Below are 25,456 nucleotides of genomic sequence, written 5' to 3'. Positions count from 1 at the left end.
TATGAAACTAAAAGTACTGATAGTAGAAGACAACTTGATTATTCAAATGTTCTTAGAGCATATCATTATCAATGTAGGAAGTACACATGTTAAAACTGCAGATAGTGGTGAAGATGCCTTAAAGATGGTTAAGAAATATGTACCGGATGTAGTGTTATTGGACATTGGTCTTTCGGGAGAAATCAACGGTATTGAAACGGCTGCCATTCTTAATGACAAATACAACATTCCATTTGTTTACATTACCGGAAACTCCGATTACACCACTTTAGAAAATGCAAAAAAGACAAAACCGCTACATATTCTCAGAAAACCAATTGATGAGTATGAGTTGAACAGAGAGTTTGAAATCATTAGAGAAAAATTATTCAAGGCAAAATTGGAGAACTCTAAATAACAGCGTTTATACGAAAGAATTACTACTTTTCTCTACTACTCAATGCTTTTAAAACAAGCCTTCTAGGTCGACTAGATCATTTTTTTTAGATTGAAAGCTTATTTTTTGAACTTTTATGGCTTATTTTTCTTAGAAAATAAACTATCTTTGCACCGCTTTAAAAATGGTGGCATAGCTCAGCTGGATAGAGCACCTGCCTTCTAAGCAGGCGGTCCTAGGTTCGAATCCTAGTGCCATCACTTTAAATGAGAAACCACGCCCATTTCGGCGTGGTTCTTTGTTTTATGGAAAGATGCAAGACCAATAGTCTTGTAATCTTGGAATAAGACAGGGAATTAGAGCGACAACTCCTGGTTTACCTTTACCATTTGCAATATCGAGCCACCTAGGAACACCGTAAGGTAATCCTAGTGCCATCACTCTTAGCCTAAAGGCTTCCGAAATTCGGAAGCCCTTTTTTGTGCTGATTACCTAAGTTAACTTTAATGGCATAGATTGCAGCCGTTTACCAGTCAATCTTTTTACAGCATTGGCAATTGCTGCACCAATGGGTCCCAATGGAGGTTCGCCTACCGGTCCTGGCTTGTCTTTGCCTTGAAGCAGTATTACGTCTATTTCTTTTGGTGCGTGTTTCATTAATGCCATTTCATAGGGCCCGTAAATAGTAGGGGTCAAAGAGCCGTCCACAACTTTCATTTGTTCGAATAGCACGGCACTCATACCCATAATAACACAGCCTTCGCATTGCGCTCGTACCTGATCGGGATTTACAGCAAGGCCAGGGTCTAAAACTACCGTAACTTTATGGACTTTTATCTCGTTATCCTCTACGGAAACCTCAACCACATGCGCACAAGGTGTGCCCGCATCTACCGAGGCTGCAAATCCCATAGCCTTTCCATCTTTGACATCTTCTGAATACCCTGATTTTTCACCTGCCGTTCGAATTACTTCTTTTAGTCGTTTACCAGCCTCATCATCACCTATATGTGCCAATCGGAATTCAATAGGATTCTTGTCCGCTTTCAGTGCCATCTCATCTATAAAACTTTCAATGGCAAAGGTATTAGCCAACAAGCCTAAACTACGCCACCAACTGGTAGCAAAAGGTAAATCTACATGCCAATACACAGACCTATGGTTGGGTACTGCCGTATACTGAATAAACGCTCCTCTGATGGCACCCACATCCGCACCTAAAATAGTAGGAAGCACATTTGGTATCAAAGCCGAGTTATTACCTACATCTCCACTTACAAAGTGATGTTCAAGACCGCTTAATAGTCCTTGCTCATTTAAACTTCCTTTAAGAATATGATGGGTTGGCGGGCGAAACATATCATGCTGAAACTCTTCTTCCCGACTAAAAATATACTTTACCGGTTTACCCACAGCTTTGGACATCACCGCTGCCTGTACCGCATGGGGCGTATGCAGTCGTCTTCCAAAACCACCTCCCAAATAGGTTGGAACGACATTCACTTGTTCTTCATCCCATCCCAAACGGGACGCCACTTCTTTACGCGTAATACCAATGACCCGCGTAGAAATCATAATCGTAGCCTTATCATCAACCACGGAAGCGACTACTCCATTGGGTTCTATCTGAGCATGCGCACCAATGGGACTACGAAACTCCATCTGCACAACGGCATCTCCTTCTAGAGCATCACCCTGTTTTTGAATGATGCTAGATGTACCGTTCCCCACCGTCATCATAGCAACAATTTCTTCTTGCTGTAAATTATCCGGGGTTTCCCAGACCACCTCAATGGCTTGTTTGGCATTTTCGGCTTCGATGTACGATTCCGCAACTACGGCAACAAAATCATCTTCCTTGACAATTTTTAGGACACCGGGCATTTTCTCGGCCTTATCCGTGGTGGCGCTTATATATTTTGCTCCTATTTTTGAAGGTCTTACAACGGCCCCAAATACCATATCGGGCATTTCGGCATCCAAACCGAACATGGGCGTACCATAAACCTTATCCTCTAAATCTACTCTTGGTAAAGGTTTACCAACATAGCGATAGGTATTAATATCTTTTAAAACTGGCGCATCTGGAATGGTCCAACTCGTAACGCCTTCCGCAATTTCCGAATAAAAAAGGCTTTTTCCATTTGCCGAAACCCTACCGTCCGCTACGGTTACATCGGACACGGAAACCCCCAGTTTTTCAGCTCCTTTAAGTTTCATCATTTCCCTAAATGTGGCCGCTAATTCCCGTAACGGTTGCCAAAGTCCAGATATAGAAGTGCTCCCACCCGTACTGAATTGGTCAATATTACCGGTATCCGTTGTTGCATGTACAACTTTGATATTCTGAAAAGGAACATCCAGTTCATCTGCCGCCATTTGCGCTAAACCTGTGAAAGTACCCTGCCCCATTTCTATTTTTGGTGAATGTAAAATGATTTCATTGGCCGGGCCCAACTCAAACCATAGCATGGGATTGTCCGTACTGCCTAAATACTCAATATCCATTGAATTTACCTTCTCCAAAATAGCCCTTCTGATCGGGTTTCTGAACAAATAGGTTCCTATGGCCAATACGCCCACCGTACCTAAACCGCCACGTACTAAAAACTTTCGCCTTGATACTTTCTTGTTTCCTGAGGATTCTTTATCTGCCATCTTCTAAGAATTTGTGGGTTCGTTGGTTGTTTTTAAAGCACTTTGCTTTTCGGCAGCAAGGTGAATGGCTTTTCGCATTCTATAATACGTTCCACATCTGCAAACATTTATAATATTATCGTCGATTTCTTCATCCGTAGGATTTGGAATTTTATCCAATAATGCGGCCGTAGCCATCATAAAACCCGGCTGGCAATAGCCACATTGCGGTACTATCTCCTCTATCCAAGCCTGTTGTACCGGATGCGGATTTGTGGCATCTCCCAATCCTTCAATAGTCGTGATTTCTTTTCCATCGGCAAATTTTACGGGATAGGAACAGGATCGTACTGCCTCCCCATCTACATGGAGTGTACATGCGCCGCAAGCTGCTTTTCCACAGCCAAACTTGGTACCTTTTAGCCCCAGCATATCTCGGATAACCCACAGCAAAGGGGTATACTCATCGGTAAGTTCAACAACATGCGACTGCCCATTGATCTGCATTGAAATTTTCATAGTCGATTTTTTTCTGTTAGTTGGATGGAATGACATGTCCGTTTTCGAACCATGCTTCCACGGCTTTTATATAGTCTTCTTTAGATACCGGAGGCACTTCACGGGGTTCCCCTTTGGCATCAACTCCTGGATGGAAAGCCCATAACACCAATTTGTCTTCGGTTAAATGATGTAGAATATCCTCAGGTGTACGGCCGCCATTACGTTCCGTATCCATCATGGAAGCTGCAATTTCAAATCTATCCAGCCCCTGCCATTGCATGGAATGCGGAGCCAATGACCAATGTGGCGCTCCGGGTACGCCGGAATATGGATTGTTTTCCGTCTGATGGCAAGTGGTACATTTTGTGGCTTCAAAGCCGAGATTGTTTTCTCCCCTACTCATCCCAAAGTCATGAGGGTCGCCTTCAATCCCCTGTTTGGGCACATGATCGTTCGGGTGGCAGTTAACGCAACGTGGGTGCGTAAGCACATCCATCATTTTATGAAAAGCTACATCAGAAGGAGTTTCGCTATTTTTTTTTGAAGGAGGAACAGAAACATAATCACTTTCCGAAGGGGTATACATAGATGCGAGAACGAAGCCCGCCATTAACAGAAAGAGTATGAGAATATAGGATTTTGTTTTCATAGCTAAAGGTATTTCAAGTTTACCTATAGCTCTAAAGTTACTTAATAATTAAAGAATACGATGCTATTTCCGTGATAACGCCCCTATATCGTTGGATACAGGAAGTAATTACCTCAAAACCTATTTGGCGACCGCAACAGAATCACGAGCCACAAAGAAAGTTTCAATCTCAGGGTCGATCCCCAAATTGATAACCAAACCTGAATTTTCATTTTTTAAGTTTTCAAGGGCTTCATTGGAGAGTTTGGTATTCCAAACATACAGACTTTTTAAACTTCCCAATTGCTTAAAAACAGATATGCTTTTATCCGTAACCGGGGTTTCATAAATTTTTAAAAGTCGAAGGTTTTTAAGGTTTTCCAGTTTTTCCACCTCTGCATCGGTAACAGGCGTTTTATCCACTTCCAGCCATTCCAGATTTTGACATTTGGCTACGAAATCCATTTCCGCTGTACCAATGGGCAACCCACTTAAATCGAGTTCCACAATGTTAGCCGCAATACGATTCATGGCAATAATAGGTGCCGCAATATATTCGGGCGGCGAAAACACATCAATACTTAAAGCGTTGGAATTCGCTGCCATTCGTTCTATGGTGAGGTAATCGTTCGATAAATTCTTTATGGTACTATCCGCCACCACGGGAAGACTGGCCCATTTTGATTCGGCATCCGGTTCTTTCAAACCTTTTATGAGCGCTACCAAAGGTTCACTTTCCGGTAATTGGCTAAAACGAAGGGTATCCGAAGCTCCCAGTGCCACCCATCTTTCCAAAATCTCTATTTCATTTTGGGTCAACGGTGCTTTGCCCTCCGGTGGCATATGTTCTTCGTCTTCCGTGGGAAGGTGCAATCTACTGATCAGCTGACTTTTTATGGGGTCCCCAGGAATAAGCGTTTGACCGCTCTCCCCTCCTTTTAGCAACTCTTCTAAATTGGTCATGAGCAGTTCGCCCTTCTTTTTATTGGGATTGTGGCATGACACACATTTATCGTCTAAAATCGTGGTTACTACATCCGCATAAATCACAGGGTTTTCTGGAATCTCTTTTTCTTTTTTGTTTGTGGGAAGTGCTAAAAATTCCTCCCCATGGGTGACCATTCCGCCATAGTGCCCTGTAACCACTACCAAACCGACCATGACAACTTGAAGCATCTTTGTATACATCGTACCGCTCAATCCTCTATTCGCCAGAACATACCAAAGTGAGGCTACCAAGGCCACACCTCCACCCAGCCATTGGTGCCAATAGAGCAAATCTCCTTTTACCGGGGTTTCCTTTCCTAGGAAAAACCCGGAAATAGCAGTCACTAAAGCCGAGAGCACCGCAACTACGAGTAATTCGTCCGGAACTTTTTTTCCTGTTAGCCCTAAAAAAACAGCGATCAACAGCAGTACAATCGGGAAATGGAGAATCAACGGATGCCAACGTCCTAACCACGCCACAAGATTAGGCAGCTGGATATATGCATCAAAAATCAAACAAAAAATAAGAAATACGGATAGACCCAAAATGGCATAGTCTACCCAACGGTTTTTCAGAATACGGGTCATTGGTTATGCTAATAGGTCTTTGATTACATTCCCGGCAACATCGGTCAGTCGGAAACGTCTTCCTTGATATTTATAGGTCATTTGCTCATGGTCCAATCCCATGGCATGCATTATAGTGGCATGAAAATCATGCACGTGCACCGGATTTTCAACAATATTATAACCAAATTCATCGGTCTTACCATAATTGAGACCTGGTTTAATGCCTCCACCGGCCATCCATATACTGAACGCGCGTGGATGGTGATCACGACCAAAATCTTTTGGGTCAAACTTACCTTGGCAGAAGTTCGTCCTTCCGAATTCACCGCCCCAAACTACCAACGTATCCTCTAACATACCCCGTTGCTTTAAATCCATCACTAACGCTGCGGAAGCTTGATCTACATCTTTTGCCTGCCCCGCCATGGCAGTTGGCAATTTCGCATGTTGATCCCATCCTTGGTGATACAATTGAATAAAGCGTACTCCGTTTTCCGCCAATCTACGGGCTTGCAACGCATTTGCTGCAAACGTACCCGGCACCTGACAATCTTCGCCATACAGTTTTACAATGGATTCCGGTTCTTTTGAAATATCCATTACATCGGGTACGGACATCTGCATGCGGTATGCCATTTCATATTGCGCAATACGCGATTCTATTTCGTCATCACCTGTTTCCACATGATGCATTTTGTTCAATTGGGAGACTTCGTTCAGCAAATGACGCTTGTCCGACCTTGAGATTCCATCCGGGTCATTCAGATATAAAACCGGATTCTTTCCTGAACGCAGCATAACACCTTGATGTTTGGAATCTAAAAATCCACTAGACCATAACTTAGAATACAAACCTTGACTGTTGCCCTTTCCCCTAGAGGTCAAAACCACAAAAGAGGGCAAGTTTTTATTTTCACTACCAAGGCCGTAACTCATCCACGAGCCCATACTGGGGCGCCCGGAAATCTGACTTCCCGTTTGAAAGAAGGTAATTGCGGGATCATGGTTAATAGCATCCGTATGCATACTTTTTACTACCGTAATCTCATCCGCGATTTTTGCGATATGAGGAAAATAGTCACTGACCCAAGCACCACTCTGTCCATATTGCTTGAAGTTTGTGGCCGATGGCATCAACGGAAACTTATCTTGCCCGGATGTCATACCCGTTAACCGCTGTCCGTTTCTTATGGATTCGGGCAAATCTTCACCCATGCGTTTCTTCAATGTAGGCTTGTAATCAAAACTCTCAAATTGTGAGGGACCACCCGCTTGAAAAAGATAGATAACACGTTTTGCCTTGGGAGCAAAATGAGGAATACCCAGCGGTTGTTGTGCCAAAGGTTGTTCTCCGCTTCCTTTGAACAGATCAGGAATCAGCAATGACCCCAACGCCAATGAACCGATACCCACACTTAATTGTGAAAAGAAATGACGCCTGTTTACCTTTAACGGATTTTCGTTGTTTTTTTCCTCCTCTTTCATAGCCTTATTCTTTTGTAATGGTTTCGTCTAAATTGTAAATAACTTGAGCGGTCAACATCAATGCCGCTGCTTTTGCAGGGTCTACTTCTATCTGTTCGTAATCGCCTGCGGCCAACAATTTCTCAGCACTCTCTAAATCGTTTGTATACTGATCAAATGCACTGTGGTAATAGGTATTCAACGTCAATAGTTCTTCTTTACGCGGACTACGGACCAAAATGCGCTTAAATATATCTTCCACGAACTTAGGATTATCCGGTTGTGCTTTTATATTTCGCTGCGCCAAAACTCTTGCCGCTTCCAATATCTGTACATCATTCTGCAGTACCAATGCCTGTAAGGGCGTATTGGTTTTTTGCCTTTTAACTTCCGAAAAGTCGCGGGTGGGCGCATCAAAAATGGTCATATTGGGCGGTGGTAATGTGCGCTTCCAAAATGTATACAGAGAACGACGGTATAAATCTTCGCCTTGATCGGGAATGTATTTCGTTAATATTCCCCGGTTACCACCGGCATTCGTTTCTTCCCACAGACCCGCAGGTTGGTAAGGTTTTACACTGGGGCCACCCAACTCCGGGTTAAGCAATCCGCTGGTGGTCAAAATATAATCTCTAATCATTTCGCCACTCATTCTAAAACGAGGTGCACGTGCCAACAATTTATTTTCAGGGTCCGCTTTTTTGATTTCCGGTCGTAATTCCGATTTCTGTTGGTAGGTAGCCGATTGCATGATTTTTTTCAGCAAGTACTTAGTATCCCATTGGTGCTCCATAAAATCTACCGCCAACCAATCTAACAACCCGGGATGTGTAGGGAGGCTTCCCTGAACACCGAAATCCCCAGCGGTTTCCACTAAACCTTTACCAAATATCATCGCCCAAATACGGTTGACGTACACACGCGCCGTAAGCGGGTTTTTAGTATCTGTAAGCCACTGGGCCAAACCTAATCGGTTTTTTGGCAAGTCATCGGAGAAAGCAAAAATAGCCTCCGGTGTTTTCGGACTCACAGAATCCGCTGGCTGATCATACTGCCCACGGTTTAAGATATAAGTCGTCTTCGGTGCCGAATCGTTCATCACCATCACATTGATTTTAGGAAGACTATCCATATTGATAAACGAAAGCATATTTTCCGTTTCCTCTTTCGAAATTTTGATATAAGGCGGATCCGCAAAATATCTTTTTTTTGCCGCAGGAGGAGCGGTCATTTGCAGTCCCTTTTCATCCACTTGATTAAAAAAAGCGAACATCTCAAAATAATTGGCCTGGGAAATGGCATCATATTTATGGTCATGGCACTGCGCACATTCCAAAGTAATACCCAAAATTCCCTTCCCGAGCGTATTGGTACGGTCTAAAACATAATTCACCCGGTATTCTTCTTGAACAATACCGCCTTCTTGAGTTATAGGATGATTACGATTGAAACCCGTAGCCAAAATCTGTTCTTTGGTAGCATTGGGCAAAAGGTCTCCCGCCAATTGCCAAGTCAGAAACTCATCATAAGGTAAATTTTCGTTGAAGGCATGTATCACCCAGTCACGCCACGGCCACATAGTCCGGTAACTATCATCTTGATATCCGTGGGAATCCGCATAACGCGCTACATCCAACCAAGATTGCGTCATCCGCTCACCATAGGCGGGCAGCGCTAAAAAGGTGTCTATAATTTCATCTATATCGCCTTTAACAATTAACTTATCTATCTGTTCGGGAAGCGGAGGCAAGCCTGTTAAATCCAGACTTATTCTGCGCATGAGCGTTTCTATAGGGGCTTTCTCAGATGGCGCAAGTCCTTTATCTTCTAACTTACTCAGAATAAAACCATCAATTTCATTCTGTGCCCATTCTGTATTTTCGGTTGTTGGAAGTTTATCTTTTTCCGGGGAAATATACGCCCAGTGTTTTTCAAATTTAGCACCCTGTTCTATCCATTTTTTTATGAGTTTCTTCTCATAGGAATTCAATGCCAGTTGAGAATCCGCAGGTGGCATGACAATATCATCATCATCGGATACAATAACTTTATATACCTCACTCTTCTTTACATTTTTGGAAACAATGGGAAAGTGCCCCGGGTTTTCTTTCAGTTCAGAAAAGGCGGCTTCCTCCATATCCAAACGTAAACCGGCCTTTCTTTTGTTGGCATCCGGACCATGACAAGTATAGCAATTATCGGAAAGGATGGGTTTGATATGAAAATTATAATCTACCGTCTCTGGAAGTTTCATATCTGCATACGCATTCGTCTCCGTTTGGAATACTCCTTTCTTGTACATCAAAAGGAATCCGATCAGACCTGCCAAAACTGCTATAATAACTACCTTATATTTCATTTTTAAGAATCGTACATTTTACACTTCATGTGATTCCTTAAAAGTAGTAGATTGCTGTTGTGTGCACAACTGAAAGAGTTGCACTTTTTAGTTATTCTTTATCATTTTTTGAATACAACCACCTGTTTTATGCGAGTTCGACACTTTTCAGCTTCCAATTGCAGTAATACCGTAGAAAAAATTAATCTAAAAATAAATTATAGGGAAAGTGTTTTGATGGCTAGCCAAGCCATGAGTCCGCCGCCAATTTCCAAGGCAGATTCATCAATATTAAAAGTTGGCGTATGTAGCCCCGATTGAATATTGTTTTCAACATTGCCCACACCCAACATATAGAAACAAGCCGGATGCTGCTGACTGTAGTACGCGAAATCTTCCGCTGCCATCCATTGGTCTAGTTCTTCTACGTTTTCTTCTCCTAAATACGCTTGTGCATGGCTACGTAAATCCTCCGTTAACAGCGCCTCATTTTTTAAATGTGGATATCCATGGTTGATTTTAAGCTCACAGCTTCCACCCATGGCCTCTGCCATAGTGGCAACCAATTTGGTCAGTTTTTCCAATGCCGATTTTCGCCAGGTTTCATCAAAAGTCCTGAACGTACCTTCTATATTTACCTCATCTGGAATTACATTTATAGCTCCGTTTGCAATCACCTTACCAAAAGAAAGTACGGAAGGTACCTTTGGATCGGCCATACGGCTAACGAGTTGTTGTGCGGCAACAATAATATGTGAAGATATCAACACCGGGTCAATCAATTTTTCGGGCATGGCCGCATGACCGCCTTTTCCTTTAACGGTCAAAAAAAGTTCGTCCATACTGGCCATAAATTTCCCAGAGCGAAAACCTACTTTTCCGACTGGCATATCTGGCCGTACGTGTTGCCCAATGTGGGGAATGCGCCCCAAGTCTGTATACGCTTTCTCCTCCATTACTTTAATTGCCCCACCCGGACTCAATTCTTCCGCAGGTTGAAACAATAGTTTTACAGTTCCCGAGAAATCACCTTTTAACTCCATTAAGATTTTGGCGCAAAGTAAAAGGGAAGCACTATGCGCATCATGACCACAAGCATGCATGACTCCATTATTTTTAGAGGCATAGTCAATCTTATTTTCTTCCTGTATGGGTAACGCATCAATATCCGAACGCAGCAATACCGTTTTGCCGGGTTTATGGCCTTTAATAGTAGCCAGAAGCCCTGTAGTTGCCACTGCTTCTATATCCGTCACTCCCAGCTCTAAAAGCTGTTTTTTTAGATACGCGCAAGTGTTATACTCTTGAAAAGATAATTCTGGATTTTGGTGCAGATATCTACGTACTGCTACAAAATCCGGAGCATACTTGGTGGCAAGACTTTTAATTTTTAGGGTAGTATCCATTTGAAAAAGGTATTGAAGTCAATTGCCTGCCAGTGTTCTAAATCTTAAAACCGATATTCTATTGCTTTGAGAATATCAAATCGAAAATAACGGTAACCTCATCTCCCACTATAATCTGACCGAACATGGCAGTAGGCGGCTCCATCCCATAGTCCTGTAATATCAACTTTTTTTCACCCGAAATTTTCAGACCTTCGGAAACGGTATTCATAGATACCGGAATTTCTACCGTTTTTTCCACTCCCGCAATATTTAACATACCCAATAAGGTAGACTTATCCTTTACTTCAGTAAGTTTAAAAGTAACCTTAGGATGTTCCTCTTTCTTAAGAGCATCATGCATTTTCTTATCCATCGTAGCACCCCGTTCACTAATAATATCAGCGACAGCAACCTCTAAATCTATTTGCTTTGGTGCTGTTCCATCATATGTAAGGGTTGCAGAAACAGTGTTGGCGGCCACTACCCAATCATGAACGGTAGAAGAACCGCTTATAGTCATTTTACTAGCATCGGCAAGAGCGTATTCTCCTTGCGCCTGCCCCACACAAGCAAAAGCTCCTAAAAATAGTAATAGAAATATATTTTTCATTGTATCTAAGTTGACCAACCCTAAGCGTTGGTATTATTAATTTAACCTAAAATTTTCATTTTCAGTGCTCTATTCATCTAAAACGGTCTGCCAGAACTTTTTCTGATCTTCTGCACTGGGTTGGACTTTAGGGCTCACCAACCTAAAACCAACATAATTGGAATCTGTAAACCACCAAAAACTTTTAGGGATTTGTGGATCCCGCTTCTGCTGCTTAACACTTGATCCACTTCTAGCGGATGAACGTAATTTATCCGCATCATCATCCCATGAACCACCTCTGTAGGACCTAGGGTGAATTACAGCTGGTGTTACCCACGGGTTTTTGTTCTCCATAGTTGCATAAGCATCCTCTTTGTATTCATCCAACGTCCACTCAGCGGCATTACCATGCATATCATACAACCCTAAAGGGTTTGGTTTTTTAGAACCCACTTTAGCATATTTATTTTCTGAATTTTTATAATACACCCCATACTCATCTATGTTGGCCAAATCATCACCAAAACTATAAGCACTATCCGTACCAGCCTTTGCCGCGTACTCCCACTCCGCTTCCGTTGGTAGTCTATAAAATTTTCCGGTTACCGTACTTAACCATTTACAATAGACCAAAGCGGAATATGCAGACATACTTACCGCAGGATAACCATCTTTACCCATTCCGTACGAAGGGTCTTCATATGGTGGGCTTGGCCGTGAAATGGCATCTATTTTTATTACTCGGTCATTATCCAATTTTACAAAAAGCTCTTTGTTCTGTTTGAAGAAAAGCTCAAACAAATCCCACGTCAACTCATGTTTCGCCATATAAAAAGCATCCAATTCTACATCCTTCTGCGGACCTTCATCAGCTTTTCTATTCGCTTCCGTTTCAGGGCTCCCCATTTTAAAGGTTCCTCCAGGTACTAAAATCATATCAAAACTTTTATCGGTTTCCGGAACAGTCTCCGTATATCCGTTAGAAACTTCAGTAGATGCCACCACCGGTGTATTCTCTACTACTTTGTCCTCCGTAGTTTTAACAACGGTTTCTTGAACGGTCGAAACCGTTTTAGTTGATTTACAGGATTGGAATGCCACTGCGGTAAGACAGGCTAATATGGCAACTTTGATTAACTGGGTTTTCATTTACAGAATGCTTTTGTTAAAAATAGTTTTTTTTATCCAGAATGGGCAAACCTCAAGACTTTAAAAATACAAATTTAAAGCCCCACAATTAGCCTTACATCTTTTGTTTAAAAAGACCACAAACGTAACACCAGCATTGCGTTACAGCCACGAGTGCTCTAGGGAAATCATCCAAAATAGCCTATATTTGATTGGACACTACAAATATTGAAACATGAAAAAATTAGGATTTTTGGCCCTTGCCCTATTTATTTCGGCAGGAGTTCTGGCACAAAAGGAAAACACAAAGGATTTAGATAAATTTACAGAGCTTAAAGTTTATGATCGTATTGTTGTTAGCCTTGTAAAAAGCAACGAGAACAAAATTGTTATTACCGGCGATGATAAGGATGAAGTTAATATATCCAACAAAAATGGTCTCCTAAAGATAAAAATGGAGTTCGATAATTTTTTAGATGGAAATGAAGCCAAAGCCACTTTATACTATACTGAAGAACTTGCTCTTATTGATGCCAATGAAAACGCGAAAATAAGATCCGATGAAACCGTTAAGGGTAAGCGTGTGGAGATCAAAACTCAAGAAGGTGGAAAAATAGACTTGAAAATCAATATCGATGATCTGTATACAAAATCTATTTCCGGGGGGGAAGTAACCCTTACCGGCGCTGCTGCAAAGCAGGAAGTAATGGTAAATACAGGCGGAAAAACGTATAACAAACAATTGGACACGAAAGAAACTACGGTAGTGGTCAATGCTGGAGGGCGAGCGGATGTGAACGCTTCGGAGAAGGTAGCGGCCAAAGTACGTGCTGGTGGATCTATTTATATCTACGGAAATCCAAGAAGTGTTGAAAAGGACAAAGTATTTGGTGGAAAAATCAAAGAAATGGACTAACTACTGCTCAATATCCCGAGCTTCAAAAGAAATTAGTTCGTTATTTTGAAATTGCGGGGTTACCTCAATAGGATTACAACACACCTCGCAATCTTCAACATAGGTTTGGCTTGAGATGGAAGGATCCATTAACATGGATATCTCCTCCCAACAATATGGACATTGAAAAAAGTGTTCGTACATAGTTACATCTTAAAGCTGAACTTGTTTTTTAATTCTAGAGGATTTATAAATAGCGTTTATTAGCGCAACCGACTTTCTTGCTTCTACCCCATCTACCATAGGTTTTTTATTGCGCTTAATGGCTCCAATCATATCTTGTAGTACTGTTTTATGGTTTTGATATCCAATAGCTTTGGGGTCAGCGGCTCCACTTTCCATTCTATCAATATCTATTTTCACATGCTCTTCCCCTTTTATATTCCAGTCGATTATCTTTCCGCCTTCCATGATAACACTTCCTTTCTCCCCATATACTTCAATGCGTTCCGGATAGCCGGGAAATAATGCCGTGCCAGCTGTAATCGTACCCATTGCGCCATTAGCATAATTAACCAACGCCACCCCAACATCCTCTCCTTCAATTTTATGAACCCTGGTTTGTACATTCGCAAACACCGAATCTACAGAACCCATAAGATTAATCAGCAAATCAATGGTATGAATACCCTGATTGATGAAAGCTGCTCCCCCATCTAGTTCTATAGTTCCGCGCCATTCACTTTTTGAATAATACGCTTCTGACCTATACCAATTAATACTTGCATTGCCCATTAACAACTTACCAAGTACGCCCGATTTTACCGCTTGCTCAACCTTTTTATAATCTGAGCTACATCTATTTTGAAGTACACAGCCCAATATTACCTTTTGTTGCTCACAGAAGGATATGAGGTTATCAATTTTTTCTGTGGTAACTTCTAGGGGTTTTTCGCTAAGAATGTGCTTGCCTTCCTTGGCTGCAGCTTGTATTGCCTCACTATGCATTCCGCTTTCATTACAAACACAAACCAAATCCATTTCAGGTAGCGCTAAAAAAGAGGCATAGTCACTGAACACGGGCAAACCAAACTCGCTTTTAACCTTTGCTACCCTATCCGCAGATTTTGTACAAAGACCAATAACCTCTACATCATCCATTTCAGAAAGACATTTTAGATAGATATTGACGATTGAACCTGTTCCTATAATTCCAACTCCAATTTTAGCCATGATAGAGTACGATTTTTCAGAAACTATACTACAAAGAAATTATAGCAATGGCAAAGAATTCTTGATAGGCAAGGCCTTTTTAATTAGAGTATTGAAGAATGTTCTTTAGAACTCCACATTAAGAAGTTGCCCTGTAAGTTGCAACAGTTGAAGTTCGGCAAGTTTGGCATCATACTTTGCCAGGTTCTTATTGGTTTGGGCATTCAAAAGGTTTATTTGTGCCTGACGGAATTCAATTGATGTTATTCTACCCAGTTGAAACTGTTCTTTAGACCTTTCAAAATTATTCTCGTTCGTAATTACATTTTGTTCTTGAATCTGATAGATGGTCAAGAGGTTTTCATAACTCGCTAGCGCATTTAGGATATCTCTGTCTACTTCAATTTCTACCTGTTCTTGCTGTAGTTCCTGATTTTCATAAGCAATTTTGGAATTCTTCACTAAAGTAGTGGTCCTTCCTCCGTCAAAAAGGTTCCAAGTAAGACTGGCACCCAAACCAAGGGTTAGGCTAGTTCTGTTGCTGCCCGGAATAATCTGTCCCGGCAAAAATGAATTAGGCGCACTCTGGTTTAAATTCCATCCATAAGAACCTGTAAGGCCAATTGTTGGTAGATAACCAGAACGGTTCACTTTTATGTCATACTCGTTTATGGCCAAGTTCCTTTCGGTCTGAAGTATGGTAACATTATTTTCTTTAGCCTGCCCTATAAGTTCATCTAGCTGTAATCTTGGAACAAATCTAACTATAGTGTCCACCTGAAAATTTGCATCGAGGTTTTGATTTACCACCACGTTCAAATCACGTTTGGTATTGGACAACATTTGTTTAGTATTTAATAAGTTAATGCTATCATTGGTGACGTCTACCTGGGCATTTAGAATATCCAATTTTGTATTCTGACCGTATTCAAAAGCATACTCAGCCCTAGTAATTCTGTCCATAGAAATTTCTAGTGCTTGTTTAAAGACATTTTCATTTTCGGTAAGCCTTGCTACTTCAAAATAAATACTAAATAGCTGCAACAACGTATTTTCTATAGTCTCCCTTGCTTGAAGTTCGGTAAGTTGATACTGTTCTTTTAACCTCTTGTAATTATATAATCTACCTAAACCATCAAATAGAGTATAGTTAAGATTCAGGCCTCCATTGAAAGATTGTGATTCTGCATGATCAATTTCCAAATCTGCCCTAGGAGACCCATCTGTATTGAACTGATCAGGATATGCAGTTGTACTATTCAAATCATTATAGTTGGCACCAGCAGTACCTGTTAGAGTTGGCAGATATCCTGAATTTAGCAACCCTTGATTGTTATCGGCTATTTTAACTTGATTACCGGCTACCTTAATTCCAAAGTTGTTCTCCAAAGCCATACGAACCGCTTCTTCTTTTGACAAACGTTTCTCTTGGGCCGTTGAACCTACGGCTAGAAAAAGAAAAATAAGAGCGGCTATAGATTGTTTGATCATTCCTGTTCTGGTTTCTTAAGATTGATGTTGGATGAGGTGGATGTACTATCATCTATTTCTGAACCCTTTACCGCATCATTGGTGACGCCGTTTAATCTCTGTACGGGCTTTTCAGAATTGTGAGCCTCTTCCTTTTGCTCCTTAATGGCGCGCTCCACTTCTTCCTTTGTGATATCATCACCGGTCTTCAACCATTTGGTCGTAACTTTTATTCTATTGCTAAATGCCAGGAACAAGGGAAGTAGCAGTAATGTTAAAACCGTTGCAAAAGCAATACCATAGGCAATGGATATGGCCATAGGTTTGAGAAACTGTGCCTGTCTACTTCTTTCCAATAATAGTGGAGCCAAACCTGCTATTGTAGTTATAGATGTTAGAAATATGGCTCTAAAACGAGAACGACCTGCCTCAAAAATAGCATCGTCAAATTTCATTCCGTCACGTAGGTTTCCATTAAACTTACTAATGAGGACCAGGCCATCATTAACCATAATACCTATTAACGCTATGATACCTAACAAGGATAGGATATTTACCGGAAAACCGTGAATCCAGTGTCCCCATGCAACTGCTGTTAAACTAAAGGGCACCAATAAAATTAGCAGTAATGGCTGACTAAAGCTTCGGAACGTAAATGCAATTGTAATATAAATCAATAATAAAACGGATAACCCAACCACTTTTATTGAACTTGTCATTTTATTGGCCTCCCTATTTTGACCTTCATAAGAAGCTGAAACCGTTGGATATTTTGATTGAATTTCCGGCATTACTACGGTGCGAATCTCATTCATGATATCCGTACCACTCGTAGTTTTCTCATTCTTGATATCCGCAGAAACCTGAATCTCTCTTTGTCCCTCTAGGTGGTTTATGGCAACATCTCCCCTTTCGATGATATAAGTGGCGATTTCCTTAAAAGGTACTTTATTACCGTCTGGAGTTGAAATACGCATCTCATCCAAATCGGTTATGGAAGAACGGTTTTCTCTATCGTACCTAACCCAAACCTTAATTTCATCTTGCCCTCTTTGAAAACGCTGCGCCTGCGTACCAAAAAATCCTGCTCGTACCTGATTCATAACCGTACGAAGGTCTAACCCCAGCAAATAGGCATTTTCTTTTAGTTCTAGCCTAATTTCCTTGATACCGGCAGGGTCGTTATCCGCTACATCTTTCAACAATGCATTATTTTCTAAAACCGCTTTTAGCTCCTTTTTGGCTGCCTTTAATTCGGTTATATTATTTCCTAAAAGAGAAACAGACACCGGACTACCACCAAAATTACCACCAGAACCATAAATAAGACTTTCTACACCAATGACCGGGCCCATTAACTCCTGAAGTCTATTGGTAACCATATCCGAACTAATAACATCCGGTCTTTCTTCGCCTGGCAACAAATTAATATCCAATGATGCAGCGGAAGTTCCTGGACCAATTTTTTTGATTGTATTTTCAAAAAGTACTTTTCCCGTACCCTTTAGGTACTTGTCCGTAAGTTCTTGATTTACGATTATGGATTTCTCTTCAATTAAGGAAATAATAGAATCGGTTACTTTTTCATTTGTTCCATTAGGCATTAACAGCTCTACAGAAACTTTATCACTAGCTACTCGTGGAAAGAACGCCGTTCTAATTATACCACCACCTACAGAACCAAGAGTCAGCATTAAAGCAACCACAAAAAACGCAAACATGAGCACTTTGTACCGGAGTCCAAAACGCAATACAGGACTATATAATCTATCTCGCATCCAGACCATGAAACGGTCCCCCATTTCATTTACGACCCTTAATTTGGCAAAAGCTTTACCAATAGCCGTTTTAGGTTCTTTGTCTATGGTTTTCAACGCTTTTGAATGCGCCAAATGCGCAGGTAAAATGATCAACGCTTCAACCAACGAGACTACTAATGTGAGGATTACGATTACCGATACTTCGCTAAAGAACTCACCTATTCTACCATCTAAGAAAAGAAATATAGAAAATGCCAGTAAAGTGGTTATTATTGCGGAAACGATAGGCGGAATTACTTCCATAGTACCATCTATAGCAGCCTGTATGGGAGATTTCCCTTTTTCGTAATGCTGATAAATATTTTCGGCAATAACTATTCCATCATCCACCAGAATACCTATTACGATAATCATACCGAAAAGTGATAGCACATTTATAGTTACATCAAAATATCCCGCAAAAACGAACATGCCCAAAAAGGAAATTGGAAGACCGAATGCCACCCAAAATGCCAAACGTGTATTTAAGAACAATGACAAAAATATGAGTACCAGGATCATACCTACAATGGCATTTTCAGTAAGCAACTGAGTACGTTGGTTTAAAGTAATACTACGATCACTTACCACACTCAATTTTATGTTATTGTGCTTATGATTGAAATCCTCAATATATTCCTTCACCTTTTCGGCGGAACCCAAAAGATCTTCCGTATTTGTACTAGTGATAGAAGCACTTACGGAGAGGTTACCATCAAAATAAGAGGCGTTTGGTGATTCTTCAAAACGATCACGAATAATAGCTACATCCTTTAAACGTATTGCACTACCCGATGCATCCGCACGAATGATCATATTAGAGAGCTCATCGCCGTAATAAGACCTGTTGTTAGCCCGTATCAAATACTCTTCTGCATCTGTCTTTATATTACCCCCGGTAACCAATATATTGGCATTGGCCACTGCCTGAGAGACCTCCGCAAACGATATATTATATGCCAATAAGCTATTTTCATTTACTGCTATCTCTATTTCTTCTAGAGGATAACCGCTCATGTCTATCTGAGAAATACCATCTATGGTACGTAACTCATTCTCTACCTGCCTGCCTATTTCTTTTAAGGTTGCTAATGGAATATGGTCACCACTTATTGCAAATGTTATGGTTTCCCTAACCGCTTCTAATTTAGAAACAATCAAGGGTTCCATACCTGTTGGGAAAGATGGCACTCTATCTACGGCATTCTTTACCTCCAAGAGCATAAAATCAATATCCCTTCCTTTCTCAATTTCTACATTGATAACACCACTGTTCTCGCGGGCTGTTGATGTCACACGGTCTACGCCTTCAAGACCTTTTAAGTTATCTTCAATCTTAAGCACAATACCTTCTTCCACTTCTTGTGGCGATGCTCCGGGATAGGTTATACTTATAGTTATGTTTTTAGAATCCGAAAGTGGAAAATAGCTGGACTTTAATGATAAAGCTCCAAATATACCAAAGACCATAAAGGCCAGAATAAAGACATCTACGGCTACGTGATACTTTATAAAATAAGAGATTACGTTTCTCATTATTCCTTGGTTTTTATATTGCTCTCATCAAAAACCTTGACCAACATACCGGCATAAGCGCCAACTACGGGTTTTGAAACAATGGTTAGACCGTCGGGTACATCTTTTAGCACCACCGTTCTATCAGAAAAATACACTGGTTTTACATCTATGATATCCAAAATGGTATCTCTTACCACAAAGATTTTATTGTCTTCCAATAAAAGACCTCGATCTATCTCAATAGCGTCTTCTTCTTGTCTTGCGTCTAGATTGGCCTCTAGATACATTCCTTCCCTTAAGTTCTCGTCCGTTACATCTATGTACGCCCTAATGGTCTGGGTAGCCAAATCAACACTACCATTAATACGAGCTACTTTTCCGGTATATGTTTTGGTTCCGTTTAGATTCACCAATTCTACTTTCTCTCCTACTTTTAAAAGATCACTGTAGGCTTTACCGATTGCAACTTCCATTTCGTAAACATCCGTATTGATAAATTCACCCAATTTTTGACCTGACCTTACTAAGGTACCCTCAGTAACAAGGGCCTCTGTTAGTATACCGCTAAAAGGAGCTGAAATTCTATATTTAGATAACCGTTGTTCTAAATTCTTTACATCGTAATAATTACTTAAAATACCGCGACCGGAGATAAAGTACTTTTCTTTTTCATTGGTCATCTTTGGCAATGCAGGTGTACTTCCCTCAATATCAAACTCACTAAGATACTTTTGCCACTTTGGAAATATCTCAGGATAATCCAGCCTTAAATCCGGCATTATCGAGGTAATTAAATTGTAGAGATTACTTTTTGCCGATTGTACACTTGCTGCATATTCAGAAGCATCTATACGGATAATGGTTTCACCCGCCCTATATGCCTGTCCTGCTTTAAAAAGTTTGTTTCCTTTCTTAAAAACACCTTGTACTTCTGAGTATAATTCTACTCTTTGCTTTGCATTTAAATTACCATTTGCCGGTATAACAATAGGAACATTTCCATTTTTAACAGTATCTACAAAAACCGTTTTAATAACTTTTTCAGGTTTTGGTCGAGGTGTTTTCTTGCTGTTTATAATTGACATTGCGGCAAACCCGGCGGCAATAATCAACAAAATACCAAGAACGGATAGGAGGATCTTACGTGTATTCATAAGCGAGAAGGGCGTTTTGGCCAGTTGGTTGGATTGCAAATCTATTTAATAGTTTAAGCTGCTTTAGTTAAATGTATCTTAAAACTACTTTTTTTGAAATTCTCATAAAAAAAGGGATGCATTACTGCATCCCTTTAACCAAACTAACTGATAAATTATGGAAATCTATTTTATTCCTCTTCTTCTTTATTCTTCGTCCTCAAACTTTGTATCGGCCATTCTAGTTCTGCCATATTCAACATTTTTGAAATCTATTTTATCTTCTTCCTTATCATAATCAAAAACAAGGAATTGTTTTTCATCCATTGTCTGAAGATTTTTAAACGAATCAAATTTATTATTCTGTATCTGTAAAACTTCTAAGCTAGCTAACTGACCAAACTCTTCTGGAACCGCGCCACCCAATTGATTATTGGCGAGCACGAGTTCTTTTAGTTTTGTAAGCCCACCTATTTCAGACGGAATACTACCTTCCAAGGTATTTTCAAAGAGACCCAAACTTTCCAATTGTGCCAAACCACCAACCGATTTTGGAATATTACCTTTTAAACTGTTACTGGATAGGTTTAAAATTTTTAAACTTTTGATTTCTCCTATACTTTCAGGAATACTTCCTGTAATAAAATTGTTAAAAGCGGTAAGTTCCATTAAGCTGCGCATTTTACCCAACTCTTCTGGAAGCTCTCCTTTAATACGGTTCATCTCAATTTTTAAAACACGTAATTTAGAAAGTTGTGCTATTTCTTTTGGCAACTCTCCTGTTATACCATTGAAAGCCAAATTCAAGGTCTCTAATTTTTCTAGATCTCCTATACTGTTTGGAATAACACCTTGGAGGTTGTTGTTGAAAAGATTAATTTCTACAACACGATTATTTCTAATCTTAACACCTTTCCAAGTACTAATATCCGCAGATATATCCCATGGTCTTTCCCAGGAATCTCCATTTGTTGAATTGTAAAGGGCTATAAGCGACTCTACCTCTTTGTTCGGAACTTCGGCCAAGACCGTATGAACGGTGATGCACAAAAGCACTAGATAGCTAAATAGAATTTTCATACAATAGTTTTTTTTGGTTGTAAGTTGGATTTGGTACAATTCATTGGGAATTGTCCTACAAAAATAAACCATAATCCGGATGAAAAACAAAAAATATCGACGAACCGTTCTATAATGTTGTGAAAAGCCAATAATCTGTTGTGAGCCTGATTAATGCGCTGCAGTTTGCCGAATACTTCTAGTAATTTTCTAACTCTAGCGTAATATCCTCCCACTTGGCCATCATCTTTTCTAACTGTTTTTTCTTTTTTTCGTATCCATCAAAGAAGTTGGGCTCAGCTATAGTTTTATCATAGTCCATTAATAATTTATGGTCTATATCCGCTATATCCTTTTCCAATTTAGCAATATCGGCTTCTACAGAACTAAGTCGATTTTTAAGGGATTTTAGCTTCTTTTGGTCTTTAAAATCGTTTGCCTTGGTTTTTGGAGCGGCACTTTTCTTTTGCTCTCCCTGTTTTTTTTCAATTGCCCTAAAGTCTTCAACCTTACGTTGATCCAAATAATAATCTATATCTCCCAAATACTCCTTTATGACCTTATCCTTAAACTCATACACCTTATTGGTCAAACCTTGAAGAAAATCCCTATCGTGTGACACCAGAACAAGCGTACCGTCAAAATTCTGTAATGCTTGCTTTAGCACATTTTTAGATTGAATATCCAAGTGGTTGGTAGGCTCATCCATTACCAAAACATTAAATGGCTGTAAAAGCATTTTTGCCAAAGCCAAACGGTTCCTTTCGCCACCGGAAAGAACCTTAACATATTTCTCCACCTCGTCTCCCTTAAACAAAAACGAACCCAGAATATCCCTAACCTTGCTACGGTTCTTCTCGTTTGCAGCATCGATCATGGTATCTAAGATTGTTTTGCTACCATCAAGATACTCTGCCTGGTTTTGAGCAAAATACCCGATTTGTACATTATGGCCCAATTTTAATTTTCCCTCATAGTCCAAATCGCCCACCATGATTTTTGCCAATGTAGATTTTCCTTGACCGTTCTGGCCTACAAAAGCTGTTTTACTGTCTCGTTCCAAAAGAAGATTTATACCTTTTAGAACATCTTTTTCGCCATAACTTTTAGAAAGTTCATCTATTTCCGCTACAACCTTACCAGGAGTGATAGAAACGGGAAAACGCAAGTTCATTACAGCATTATCATCCTGATCAACTTCAATACGATCCATCTTATCCAATTTCTTGATAAGGGATTGAGCCATTGAAGCCTTTGAGCTCTTAGCTCTAAACTTTTCAATTAAACGTTCTGCTTGCTGAATTTCTTTTTCCTGATTCTTAAGAGCATTCATTTGTTGCTCCTTTATCTCTCCCCTTAGCAGTAAAAATTCTGAATAGGGTTTGCCATAGTCATAAATACGGCCCAAAGAAATCTCAATAGTACGGTTTGTAACGTTATCCAAGAACATTTTGTCGTGAGAAACAATTACGACCGCTCCTGCATATCCTCTTAAAAATTGTTCCAACCAAATAATAGATTCAATATCCAAGTGGTTGGTAGGCTCATCTAACAGTAGCACATCATTACTCTGTAGCAAAAGCTTAGCCAATTCTATTCTCATTCTCCAACCGCCGGAGAAGGTATCTGTTTTCTTATCAAAATCTTCTCGTTTGAAACCAAGACCTAATAATATTTTTTCTGTCTCTCCTTGATAATTGTATCCGCCAAGTATTTCGTACCGATGTGTAATATCACTTAAGTCTACCATAAGCTGATGATAGATTTCACTTTCATAATCGGTACGCTCAGCCAATTGATGATTAATTTCATCTAACTTAAGCTCTAATGCCTTTATCTCTTCAAAAGCTTGGTAAGACTCTTCTAAAACGGTGCGTCCTACAACAAAATCTATATCTTGACGAAGAAAACCTATTCTAATATTCTTCTCCATTGCGATAGTACCTGAGTCAATAGGCATATCTTTGGATAGCATTTTTAAAAGTGTTGATTTACCAGCTCCATTTTTGCCAATTAGACCTACTCGATCACCACCATTCAAACGAAAGGAAATTTCCTCAAAAAGATATTCTCCGCCAAAAGAAACGGAAAGATTATGAATGTTCAACATGCTTAAAAAATTCTAGATTCAAATAGGCATTAGGCCTAAAAGGTGGTTTACTTATTATTAAAAAATAACGATTTTTTGTAATGATCGTTACGTTCAAAGAAAAGTCAAAATCGTACTTTTGTCTAAAGTTTTGCAAATGTTAAAAAAAGGAAACAAACTATACAGCATTTTAACAGGAAGTTGTCCCAAATGCCATGAAGAGAGCATGTATGAGGATAAAAACCCGTATCATTTGGGTAAAATATTTAATATGCACGAGCGCTGCTCTTCTTGTGGCACCAAGTATAAAATAGAACCTTCGTTTTTTTATGGCGCTATGTATGTTAGTTATGGCGTGGGAATTGCTTTTGCTGTTGCAGCCTTTGTTATTAGCTTTCTATTTATTGGAGCTACTTTGACTACTTCATTTATTGCGATTGTTGCAACCATGATAGTTTTTATGCCTTTGATCATTCGCCTTTCAAGAAACATCTGGATTAATTTCTTTATTCATTACGACCCTAAAGCAACAGACAAGTATAAGAAAAAACTTAGCGAAAAAATTTCTGCGTAAACCTTGCTGAATCTATATCTGAATCCAGTGGTTCATCATTTTCTATATATGTATATAGCTGCCAGGATACAGACGGTCCTACAAGTACACCTCTAGACCCGAAACCATTAAGAACATACATCTGCTGGTATTTAGGATGTCTGCCTACCATGGGCTTTCTATCAATCACTGTAGGTCTTACTCCCGCTACTTGTCCTACAACTTTAAAATCACACTTAACCACGGCTTTCAATTTGTTCAAAAGACCTTCTCTAACACTTTCCGTAGGCTCATTAGACTTGTCATGCCGTTCATAATTGGCACCTACCCGATAAACATCATCACCTTCAGGGATTATGAACACTGAAGATTTTATCGCTCTCTCTTCTTTTAACTTCGGAGCCTTAATGAATATGTACTCTCCTTTTGAACCTTGTAGAGGTAAATAATTAAAATATGGATTGTTCTTTAGACCGAAACCTTCTGCAAAAATAATTCGCTGGGCAAAAATAGAACCATAATCAACGCCATTGTCCCCAAGTTGTAAATCACTGAATTTAAAACTTTCATTTAATAATAAACCTTTTTCTTGAAGGTGTTTTTCATAAGACGATACTAATTTTTTCGTGTCAATCCTTCCTGTATGCATAACTTCCCCATAACCGAACGGAGCATCTATACTCTCATTTGTATTGGGCTGAATTTTAGTATTCAAGAAGACATCCAATCCTTTTTTATCAGAAGCAACAAACCATTGATTCTGTTCTTCTACAGAATGAAAGCGACGATATACAGGCAACGTGTAATCTAACTTTATACCTAACTTTTGCTCTAAATCCGTATAGAAGGTTTTGGCAATCTTTAGCTGTTTTTCCGCCTGCCATGCTAACGTAAAGCGTTTAAGAATAACAGGATTGTACAAACCACCTGCTACTAATGAAGAAGTTTGAGAATCATCTGTAACAACCCTAAAAGTTTTTCCATTCTTTTCTAATTGTTCACAAAATGAAATACCTGCAAGGCCAAGACCTACCACTATATAATCTACCATGACTACAAAGGTAGAAAATTGGAAATCAAAAAAGCGCCCTGACAAAAATTGTCAGGGCGCCAAATACT

General features: G+C 39.9%; 20 protein-coding genes and 1 tRNA gene. 4 read left to right on the top strand and 17 right to left on the bottom strand.

What is annotated here, in order from left to right:
- Position 1: 1 nt before the first annotated feature.
- Both KO521_RS19020 and KO521_RS19015 read left to right on the top strand, forming a co-directional pair.
- The gene (locus KO521_RS19020; RefSeq protein ID WP_215941477.1) at positions 2-397 is read left to right on the top strand and encodes a response regulator; all 396 of its coding nucleotides are present in this window, start codon (positions 2-4) and stop codon (positions 395-397) included.
- Positions 398-562: 165 nt separating this feature from the next.
- A tRNA-Arg gene (locus KO521_RS19015) sits at positions 563-636 on the top strand.
- Between the two features lie 232 nt (positions 637-868).
- Here KO521_RS19015 and KO521_RS19010 read toward each other — a convergent pair.
- The 9 genes from KO521_RS19010 to KO521_RS18970 all read right to left on the bottom strand — a co-directional run bounded on the left by KO521_RS19010 (position 869) and on the right by KO521_RS18970 (position 12,630).
- A complete protein-coding gene (locus KO521_RS19010; protein WP_215941476.1) occupies positions 869-3,034 on the bottom strand; it encodes a xanthine dehydrogenase family protein molybdopterin-binding subunit in 2,166 nt (721 codons plus the stop codon).
- A gap of 3 nt (positions 3,035-3,037) precedes the next feature.
- Positions 3,038-3,532: a (2Fe-2S)-binding protein gene (locus KO521_RS19005; protein ID WP_215941475.1), complete on the bottom strand. Its 495-nt coding sequence runs from the start codon at positions 3,530-3,532 to the stop codon at positions 3,038-3,040.
- A 16-nt stretch (positions 3,533-3,548) separates the two neighbouring features.
- Positions 3,549-4,163 (bottom strand): hypothetical protein, encoded by a 615-nt coding sequence (locus tag KO521_RS19000; protein WP_215941474.1) that lies wholly within the window; start codon positions 4,161-4,163, stop codon positions 3,549-3,551.
- Positions 4,164-4,283: 120 nt separating this feature from the next.
- A complete protein-coding gene (locus tag KO521_RS18995; protein ID WP_215941473.1) occupies positions 4,284-5,717 on the bottom strand; it encodes a c-type cytochrome domain-containing protein in 1,434 nt (477 codons plus the stop codon).
- A 3-nt stretch (positions 5,718-5,720) separates the two neighbouring features.
- Positions 5,721-7,184 carry a DUF1501 domain-containing protein gene (locus KO521_RS18990; RefSeq protein WP_215941472.1) on the bottom strand — a complete coding sequence of 488 codons (1,464 nt, stop codon included), beginning with the start codon at positions 7,182-7,184 and terminating at the stop codon, positions 5,721-5,723.
- Between the two features lie 4 nt (positions 7,185-7,188).
- Positions 7,189-9,522 carry a PSD1 and planctomycete cytochrome C domain-containing protein gene (locus tag KO521_RS18985; protein WP_215941471.1) on the bottom strand — a complete coding sequence of 778 codons (2,334 nt, stop codon included), beginning with the start codon at positions 9,520-9,522 and terminating at the stop codon, positions 7,189-7,191.
- 197 nt (positions 9,523-9,719) lie between these two features.
- On the bottom strand, positions 9,720-10,907 hold the full coding sequence (locus tag KO521_RS18980; RefSeq protein WP_215941470.1) for a M20 metallopeptidase family protein: 1,188 nt from the start codon (positions 10,905-10,907) through the stop codon (positions 9,720-9,722).
- Positions 10,908-10,965: 58 nt separating this feature from the next.
- Entirely contained in the window at positions 10,966-11,499 is a 534-nt protein-coding gene (locus KO521_RS18975; RefSeq protein WP_215941469.1) for a YceI family protein, read from the bottom strand.
- Between the two features lie 69 nt (positions 11,500-11,568).
- Complete coding sequence (locus tag KO521_RS18970) at positions 11,569-12,630, bottom strand: formylglycine-generating enzyme family protein (protein ID WP_215941468.1); 1,062 nt, start codon at positions 12,628-12,630, stop codon at positions 11,569-11,571.
- 214 nt (positions 12,631-12,844) lie between these two features.
- On the opposite strand from KO521_RS18970, the gene KO521_RS18965 reads away from it, so the two are divergent.
- Positions 12,845-13,525: a head GIN domain-containing protein gene (locus KO521_RS18965; RefSeq protein WP_215941467.1), complete on the top strand. Its 681-nt coding sequence runs from the start codon at positions 12,845-12,847 to the stop codon at positions 13,523-13,525.
- On the opposite strand, the gene KO521_RS18960 is transcribed toward KO521_RS18965, so the two are convergent.
- From KO521_RS18960 to KO521_RS18930, 7 genes are all read right to left on the bottom strand, one after another.
- Entirely contained in the window at positions 13,526-13,708 is a 183-nt protein-coding gene (locus KO521_RS18960; RefSeq protein ID WP_215941466.1) for a CPXCG motif-containing cysteine-rich protein, read from the bottom strand. It lies immediately after the preceding gene.
- 9 nt (positions 13,709-13,717) lie between these two features.
- Positions 13,718-14,737, bottom strand: coding sequence for a Gfo/Idh/MocA family protein (locus tag KO521_RS18955; RefSeq protein ID WP_215941465.1), 1,020 nt, complete (start codon positions 14,735-14,737; stop codon positions 13,718-13,720).
- 105 nt (positions 14,738-14,842) lie between these two features.
- The gene (locus KO521_RS18950) at positions 14,843-16,207 is read right to left on the bottom strand and encodes a TolC family protein (RefSeq protein WP_215941464.1); all 1,365 of its coding nucleotides are present in this window, start codon (positions 16,205-16,207) and stop codon (positions 14,843-14,845) included.
- On the bottom strand, positions 16,204-19,521 hold the full coding sequence (locus KO521_RS18945) for an efflux RND transporter permease subunit (RefSeq protein ID WP_215941463.1): 3,318 nt from the start codon (positions 19,519-19,521) through the stop codon (positions 16,204-16,206). Before KO521_RS18945 ends, KO521_RS18950 begins: the two co-directional genes overlap by 4 nt.
- Entirely contained in the window at positions 19,521-20,657 is a 1,137-nt protein-coding gene (locus tag KO521_RS18940) for an efflux RND transporter periplasmic adaptor subunit (RefSeq protein ID WP_215941462.1), read from the bottom strand. The genes KO521_RS18945 and KO521_RS18940 overlap by 1 nt, the downstream gene beginning before the upstream one ends.
- Before the next feature lie 186 nt (positions 20,658-20,843).
- Positions 20,844-21,716, bottom strand: coding sequence for a leucine-rich repeat domain-containing protein (locus tag KO521_RS18935; RefSeq protein WP_215941461.1), 873 nt, complete (start codon positions 21,714-21,716; stop codon positions 20,844-20,846).
- A 178-nt stretch (positions 21,717-21,894) separates the two neighbouring features.
- Positions 21,895-23,805, bottom strand: coding sequence for an ABC-F family ATP-binding cassette domain-containing protein (locus KO521_RS18930; RefSeq protein WP_215941460.1), 1,911 nt, complete (start codon positions 23,803-23,805; stop codon positions 21,895-21,897).
- 136 nt (positions 23,806-23,941) lie between these two features.
- Between KO521_RS18930 and KO521_RS18925 the strand changes: the two genes are divergently transcribed.
- On the top strand, positions 23,942-24,358 hold the full coding sequence (locus KO521_RS18925; protein ID WP_215941459.1) for a DUF983 domain-containing protein: 417 nt from the start codon (positions 23,942-23,944) through the stop codon (positions 24,356-24,358).
- Here KO521_RS18925 and KO521_RS18920 read toward each other — a convergent pair.
- Positions 24,336-25,388: an NAD(P)/FAD-dependent oxidoreductase gene (locus tag KO521_RS18920; RefSeq protein ID WP_215941458.1), complete on the bottom strand. Its 1,053-nt coding sequence runs from the start codon at positions 25,386-25,388 to the stop codon at positions 24,336-24,338. The two genes, KO521_RS18925 and KO521_RS18920, sit on opposite strands and share 23 nt — an antisense overlap.
- Between the last annotated feature and the right edge of the window lie 68 nt (positions 25,389-25,456).

This window comes from Zobellia uliginosa (assembly GCF_018860745.1).
GTDB classification, from domain to species: domain Bacteria; phylum Bacteroidota; class Bacteroidia; order Flavobacteriales; family Flavobacteriaceae; genus Zobellia; species Zobellia uliginosa_B.
Note: the sequence above shows the minus strand (reverse complement) of the source record. Positions and strands in the feature narration are given on the sequence as shown.